The organism is Sphingobium sp., assembly GCF_041987595.1.
Lineage (GTDB): Bacteria > Pseudomonadota > Alphaproteobacteria > Sphingomonadales > Sphingomonadaceae > Sphingobium.
Window position 1 is genome coordinate 112780 of record NZ_JBHIWJ010000003.1, and the last position, 6788, is coordinate 119567.

Genomic DNA, 6788 nt, shown 5'->3' on the forward strand with positions numbered 1-6788 from the left:
CACCGGCATGAGCCGATATGACCTGACTGACTTCGAATGGCGCGTGATCGAGCCGCTGCTGCCCAACAAGCCGCGAGGCGTGCCCCGCGTAGATGACCGACGTGTGCTGAACGGCATCTTCTGGGTGCTGCGATCCGGTGCGCCGCGGCGTGACCTGCCCGATCGTTATGGCCCGCGCACGACCTGCTACGCTTCGCGCGATGGCGAAAAGCAGGTGTGTGGGATCGAATGATGGACGCCATCACCACCGCCCATGACGGCGAGATCCAGATGATCGACAGCACCGCTGTTCGCGCCCATCAGCAGGCCGCGACGGCAAAAAGGGGGATCGAGATCATTGTCTCGGTCGCTCACGGGGCGGGCTCACGACCAAAATCCACGCGGTCGTCGACGCGCAAGGGCTCCCGATCCGGCTCAACCTGACTGCCGGGCAGGCGCATGATGGCCCCGCTGCGTATCGCCTGCTAGGCGGCGTGGACAAATTTGAGCCAATATCTGGTCGTGGCGATGTGAACCATTCCGAGGAAGCTGTTGGCAAGCTGGTCGTAGCGGGTGGCGATGGCGCGGTTGATCTTGAGGTGGCCGAACATGCGCTCGATGCAGTTGCGCTGCTTGTAGAGCGTTCGATCATGCTCGATTTTCACGCGCCGGTTTGAGCGGCCGGGAATGACGGCCTCGATCTTCCGTTCGGCAAGGTCCGCGCGGATTGCGTCGGCATCGTAGCCCTTGTCAGCAAGCAGAGCATCCGGCGTTCGCTCGGGCAGGCCGATCAGGGCGTCATAGGCTTTGCAGTCTGCCGCCTCACCGACTGTCAGATGGAAGACGAGTGGTCGCCCGAGGGCATCAGCCAGGCAGTGAAGTTTACTGGTGAACCCGCCCCGCGAGCGGCCAAGAGCGCGTCGATGAGTCCCCCTTTTCCGCCCGCTGCCGACACATGGGCGCGAACGGCGGTGCTATCGATGCTGTAGTGGCCGCTGTCTGCCATGACCTCGGCGGGACTGTCAGGAATTTCGTGTGCGGCGAGGCATAATGGGCAACAAGGAGACCCAATATGTCACGACGGAAAGAACCCTCGATACCGAACGACATTCTCGACCAGCTGCTGGCCGGCACTGACGCGGCGGCGGCGCTCGGCCAGGGCGGCCTGCTCGATACCCTGAAGAAGGCTTTTGCCGAACGGGCACTCAACGCGGAGATGGATCACCATCTTGGCCAGGAGGAGCAAGGGAACAACAGCCGGAACGGCTATGGCCGCAAGACGGTGACGACCGACGGGGGAAGGATCGAGATCGAGGTGCCGCGCGATCGAGCGGGTAGTTTTGATCCGCAGCTGATCGCCAAATATCAGCGACGCTTCCCCGGCTTCGATGACAAGATCATCTCAATGTATGCGCGCGGCATGAGCACGCGGGAGATCACCGGGCATCTGCGCGACCTGTATGGGATCGACGCCTCGCCCGATCTGATCAGCACGATCACGGACGCGGTGCTGGAGGAAGTCGCAGCCTGGCAGCAACGTCCCCTGGACCCAGCTTATCCGCTGGTTTTCTTCGATGCGATCCGGGTCAAGATCCGCGACGAGGGGATGGTCCGCAACAAGGCGATTCATATTGCTCTGGGCGTCATGGCCGACGGCACCAAGGTGGTCCTGGGGTTGTGGCTGGAGCAGAATGAAGGCGCCAAATTCTGGCTGCGCGTCATGAACGAACTGCGCAACCGCGGCGTTGAGGATATCATGCTGGCTGTCGTCGACGGCCTCAAGGGCTTCCCCGACGCCATCACCGCTGTCTTCCCCGAAGCCATGGTCCAAACCTGTATTGTCCATCTGCTGCGCAACTCGATGGATTTCGTGGCGTGGAAAGATCGCAAGGCGCTCGGAACGGCCTTGAAGGCCATCTATCGGGCCGTTAATGCTGCGGCCGCCGAAGAAGCCCTGACAGCGTTCGAAGCCAGCTTCTGGGGACAGCGTTATCCCGCCATCGGCCAGAGCTGGCGCCGGGCATGGCCCGAGGTCATCCCATTTTTCGCCTTTCCCGACGAGGTCAGACGGATCGTCTATACGACAAATTCGATAGAGGCCCTCAATTCCAAGCTCCGCCGCGCTGTTCGTGCCCGGGGGCATTTCCCCAATGATGAGGCCGCCACCAAGCTCCTCTATCTGATCTTGAACCGATCGGAAAAAGAGTGGAAAATGCCGCCGCGTGAGTGGAACATGGCGAAGGCGCAATTTGCCGTGCTCTTCGGCGAACGTTTCATCAGGGCCATGACGGCCTGATGGTCAACCGCCTCGCCGCACATGAAATTCCTGACAGTCCCACCTCGGCCAACGTCACGGCAACGGTTTCCCAGACCCCGGCTTCGCTCCATCTTCTGAACCGCCGATAGATTGTGTTCCAGTTGCCATATTTGGGCGGCACGTCGCGCCACGGAGCGCCACAGCGGAGCCGCCACAAAATGCCGTTGATGATTGAGCGGTTCTGTTCGGGTCGTCTGCCTCGGCCACGGTTCTCTGGCTCGATGGGGAGCAAGCCCTTCAGAATACGCCATTCCGCTTCGGTGAGATCACCCCGGCTCAAACCCGCCTCCAAAAGGCAGCCTTGAATCAATGCTTTCACCCCACGTCAATCAGGTTCGGTTGCCGATGGCCCTATCCGCTGCCAAAACGCCCGTATGAAGAACATCCAGATCATTGACGGCGCGGTGAATGCTACTTTCAGCCTGTTCCAGGCGACTGCGGAAGAGTTCGAAGCGATCTTCCCGGATGGGCGCGACATAGAACTGATCGAAGATTTGATCGACCGCCTTGGGGAAGACGCTGCCGGGGCCGTGTTGGCGCCGCTCTGGGACCGCCCGATCCTGAAGCGCGATGCGCTCGGCATTCACGGCACCCTGTTTTACGACAATGAGGATCGGCGAGCCCACATCCCGCCGTCAAAGCGTGAGGTTGATTGGGATAGCGGCTCGGTCAATCATGCGCAGCGAGACCTGTTCGCCAAGCATCGCTGATTTGTCCACGCCGCCTAGACCGTCTCGATCCGCGAACCATCGTGCTCGCGGACAAAGCCTATGATGCCGATGGCATCCGCGACCTCATCGAGGGCCAGGGCGGGGTGCCCAACACCCCGGCCAAATCCAATCGCAAATGGAAACCATGCTTCAGCGAGCGGCTCTATCGCGAGCGCAATCTGGTCGAGCGGTTCTTCAGCAAGCTCAAGCTTCCGGCGCATCGCCACCCGTTACGACAAACTCGCCGAGAACTTCCTCGCGATGATCCGACTCGCCTCGATGAGACTGTGGCTCCGCGCTTATGAGTCTACGACCTAGTCCGAATGTGCCTCCGAGAACTGCGTCGCCTGCGGTCGATCTCTCGGCGGAGCAGAAGCCGCAGATAATGCCGATGGCGTTGGCCAGAAAAACGGTTCTGGATCAGCATGATAGCTACGTCGGAAACGGGGGGGCGGGGCTGCGCCGCCACTGCGCGCACTCGTCGCTGGGCGAAAGCGAACAGCTTGGTGATCAGCAGCCCCGAAATGATCTTCAAGAAGCAAAGAAGCGCGTCACCCGTTCCTTGAACTTCTGAGGCTTGCGAAACGGATAGGTGACGGCACGTATGAACATCGGCGGCTTCTTCTTGAGTTCAGGCTGCCCGCTAGCGGGCACCCCGCCCTGATCCTTCTCATGCAACAGCTTTTCATCTGGATTGCGGCGCATCCACTCGAACGAGAAGTGATGGTCAGTGTGGTATTTTGGGAAATGGATCGGGAATAGCCGGTCCGGCATTGAGATGATGTGTGTAGAGAAATAGAACTCGCTAAGTGTAATGACTTCCTTGCGCATATCGGCATAGTGCCGAATATCAACCGGCACTTTCTTCGCTACCGCATTGGTCATGACATATTGTTCTGGCGCAAGCTTTGACAGGTCAGCAAGGCGAAAACGGTTCGGCTGTGAACGATCGAGAAAGTGATAAGCCTCATCATCACTTTGCAGCGGGATATCCCACAGTGCCAAGATATCTTCCCGCAACCCGAAGCTCGCATGGTCAGACGGATGGAACGGCAACGGATGATTTGGAAGCCGTTCCAAGATCTCCGACGTATTGCGGGACGACAGGTTGTTCGTGATGATCGGGCGCGAAAAGATATTGCGCTTGTCCGCCTTTAGCGGTTTGGCTTTCTCAAAAGCTTCGATGAACTCGACGCCCTGCAACACCATATCGGTTCGGATTTTCAGGGCATATTTCCGCGTCGCAGCTTTCAATCCGGCAACGGTGCTGACAATCTGTCGGTTCACGTTGTTCGGCACAAAACTAGGCCAGGTTCCTTGCGGGCCGGGATCCTTGCTCTGGACGATCTTGTCGAAGCCAAAGTCGTCAATCTTCTGATTTGCCCACGTGGAAAGGATCACCTCTGCGTCGGGAAGCAACTTACGAACGTTTTGATACAGAGCAAAGGTGATGCCGAGGCCGCTGACAGGGTCATGCGTCCAATCGACCGGCCCTTGCATGATGACGCTGATATCTTTGCCGTCGATCATGCCTGTCCCCCCGGATGCGCCTTGCGGAAGTGTTGCTTGATACCGCCCCCGATAAGCCGACTATGAAGTTTGGCCGGAAATTTCGCGAACAGTTCTGTCATGAGCTTGCGCCAAGACTGCGCCTCTATGCCGTGAGAGATGCCGAGTTCGTGGGAAATTATCTGATCGATCTTATAGAGCAGCACGAGGTGATAGAAATCCTGATTTTTATCAAATTGAGCAAGCGTATGGTCGACCGATGCCTTGAGGCACGCTTGCTTGTGCCCGGCTGACACGTTGTGCCAAGTCTGGGTAGTCTGACCGCCTCGTTCGCGGCGATAGTGATAGAGAGCCAGATTACAGAAAGCCGGATTCTTGGCATGCTGCATCAACGACAGGGAAAATGGCAAATCCTCATAGAGCGTGAGGTTACACATTGCCTTGAGTGCCGCATTGCGGACATTGGCGGAAAAGAAGTTCATCCAGATCGTGTGATTGAGGCTAGCTAACTCCTTGGCGTCTTCATCCTTGGTAGGCTTCGGCATCAACACTTCCACCTCTGGCTCCGGCGACGGATACGTCCATCCCCAGAAGTGGCGGTTGAGGTCGTTATAGAGGTCATATCCAAACTGCACGAGGTCGCTCTTGAGATTGAGCGCAGTCATAAGCATGTGCTCGACCGCATCGTCGTTCAACCAATCGTCGCCATCGATAATGAGGAAATAATCGCCTGTGGCATGCTCAAGGCCGACACGGCGCGCCCCGTTGGCGCCAAGATTCGCATTGTGCAGATGGATACGTGAATCGAACTTTGCCATGCTCTCGATACGCGAAGCAGTACCATCCTTTGAACCGTCATCGACTACGACCACCTCGATGTTAGGATAGGTCTGGTTTAGGCAAGAGATCAGCGCGTGACAGATATGATTCTCAATATCCTTCGCAATGACAATGATACTGACCTTTTTGCTTTGCCCCATCTTAAGTATTTCAGGCCGGACGGGTTGCGCGTAAGAAAGATGGGCCAGCGCTTTTCGATAGGGGATTATGTGTGAGACGATCTCGGACTCATATTCGCTGGTAATTTCGATGATCTCGCCGGTATCGATGCGGATCACCTCTCCCTCTGCGACAGGAACGCCGTTGATGGTGACTGTCCCCTTCGCAACTCCAAGAAACTCGGTACCGCGGCGGTTAAAGCGGGCGGCGATTCTCTGCCCTGGCTTCAGGGTCTGCCTCAGGGTTTTTGCGTCGGGCTTCAGATAATGGTATCCGAATGTTTTCTGCGCCAACCCAATTAGATAGCTTTCCACTTGGGATGGCATACGCAACAGGCCGCAGTGATCATTGTCGTTTTCTGAAGCGATCTCGCCCCCCGACGAATTTCGAATCTGCAAATCAGCCACCTTCGGAAAAGTACGAGAGGGGAATTATGCCATGGGTTTCCGCACTGCAACCACAAATGGCTGACGCGGTTCGCCCTAACTGCGCGCCGTCGTGCCGATTTAGGCAGGAGCCCCATGCGCGAACTTCCGGCGGCTGCGTCTCGCCGAACAATATTTGTCATGGTATAACGGCCCGGCGAATAACGCAGCCATCACCGCATCATCCGACGGCATTAATTTTGTCGAGCTAAGCATGGGTGCCTTCGGCAAGACTGCGGGCGCCGCCATTTATCGCGCGCTAGGCAAGGAAGTCCGGTTCTTACGGGGTGGCGTGAGCGGAACTACCCTAGCTCAATGGGAGGCGAACGGATTTCCTCAGCGAGCAGTCTTGGTCCAGGCCATATTGGCGGCTGGCGGCGCTGATGCAATTTTGCTTCAGGTAGGGCGTAACGATGCAGCATTGCGGTTAATTGAGAGTGTAGATAGCCAGGTTTCCCTCCAGAAATCTCTTGTCTCAAAGTTACGTTCTGAAGCAAGTATACCAAATGCCTTTATATTCGTTGGCGGAAGTCAAGGAATGGTTGGTGGTGATGCTGAACAACATAATCAAATAGCTATGCATCGCTTCGCTGAAATAAGATTGACGAGTGAAGAATCTGGATGCAGGTTTGGTTTTTCCACATATGATCTTGAAACATTTGATACCTTCATCAAACTGAAGCATCGCAAAAACATTTCGGGTATGCGCTTTGCAGATCAGGTAGTTGCTTGGTTTCTGGGTGCACAGGAAAAGCGTAGCCCTCAAATAAAATGGGCAAACCTTGTTAGCAAAGTGGAAACAAATGTCGAGTTGCAGATTGCGGGCGGGCCGCTTGCGCTCGAACGGCG

At 56.8% G+C, this 6788-nt stretch carries 6 protein-coding genes and 3 pseudogenes; 5 read left to right on the top strand and 4 right to left on the bottom strand.

Translation table 11 applies throughout. From position 1 onward, the window contains the following. Positions 1-7 precede the first annotated feature (7 nt). Positions 8-482: pseudogene (locus tag ACFC3J_RS01755) on the top strand (IS5 family transposase); the annotation flags it as partial. Here the strand turns inward: ACFC3J_RS01755 and ACFC3J_RS01760 are convergent. Further along, positions 465-875 (bottom strand): annotated as a pseudogene (locus tag ACFC3J_RS01760) (IS5 family transposase); the annotation flags it as partial. The pseudogenes ACFC3J_RS01755 and ACFC3J_RS01760 overlap by 18 nt on opposite strands. 176 nt (positions 876-1051) lie before the next feature. On the opposite strand from ACFC3J_RS01760, the gene ACFC3J_RS01765 reads away from it, so the two are divergent. Continuing rightward, positions 1052-2275 (top strand): IS256 family transposase, encoded by a 1224-nt coding sequence (locus ACFC3J_RS01765; RefSeq protein WP_375194491.1) that lies wholly within the window; start codon positions 1052-1054, stop codon positions 2273-2275. On the opposite strand, the gene ACFC3J_RS01770 is transcribed toward ACFC3J_RS01765, so the two are convergent. After that, on the bottom strand, positions 2256-2615 hold the full coding sequence (locus ACFC3J_RS01770) for a transposase (protein WP_375194492.1): 360 nt from the start codon (positions 2613-2615) through the stop codon (positions 2256-2258). The genes ACFC3J_RS01765 and ACFC3J_RS01770 overlap by 20 nt on opposite strands. Positions 2616-2670: 55 nt before the next feature. Between ACFC3J_RS01770 and ACFC3J_RS01775 the strand changes: the two genes are divergently transcribed. Further along, positions 2671-3006, top strand: a complete 336-nt coding sequence (locus ACFC3J_RS01775; RefSeq protein ID WP_375194493.1) for a hypothetical protein — start codon at positions 2671-2673, stop codon at positions 3004-3006. Between the two features lie 32 nt (positions 3007-3038). Next, positions 3039-3324 (top strand): annotated as a pseudogene (locus ACFC3J_RS01780) (transposase); the annotation flags it as partial. A 213-nt stretch (positions 3325-3537) separates the two neighbouring features. Here the strand turns inward: ACFC3J_RS01780 and ACFC3J_RS01785 are convergent. Beyond that, entirely contained in the window at positions 3538-4536 is a 999-nt protein-coding gene (locus ACFC3J_RS01785; RefSeq protein WP_375194494.1) for a WavE lipopolysaccharide synthesis family protein, read from the bottom strand. After that, a complete protein-coding gene (locus tag ACFC3J_RS01790; RefSeq protein ID WP_375194495.1) occupies positions 4533-5921 on the bottom strand; it encodes a glycosyltransferase in 1389 nt (462 codons plus the stop codon). The genes ACFC3J_RS01785 and ACFC3J_RS01790 overlap by 4 nt, the downstream gene beginning before the upstream one ends. Before the next feature lie 154 nt (positions 5922-6075). On the opposite strand from ACFC3J_RS01790, the gene ACFC3J_RS01795 reads away from it, so the two are divergent. After that, positions 6076-6788: hypothetical protein (locus ACFC3J_RS01795; RefSeq protein ID WP_375194496.1), on the top strand; the 713-nt coding region annotated here is incomplete at its 3' end.

Coding starts and splice junctions, on each gene's coding strand:
- ACFC3J_RS01765 (WP_375194491.1), top strand. CDS start 1,052: ATGTCACGACGGAAAGAACCCTCGATACCGAACGACATTCTCGACCAG.
- ACFC3J_RS01775 (WP_375194493.1), top strand. CDS start 2,671: ATGAAGAACATCCAGATCATTGACGGCGCGGTGAATGCTACTTTCAGC.
- ACFC3J_RS01785 (WP_375194494.1), bottom strand. CDS start 4,536: ATGATCGACGGCAAAGATATCAGCGTCATCATGCAAGGGCCGGTCGAT.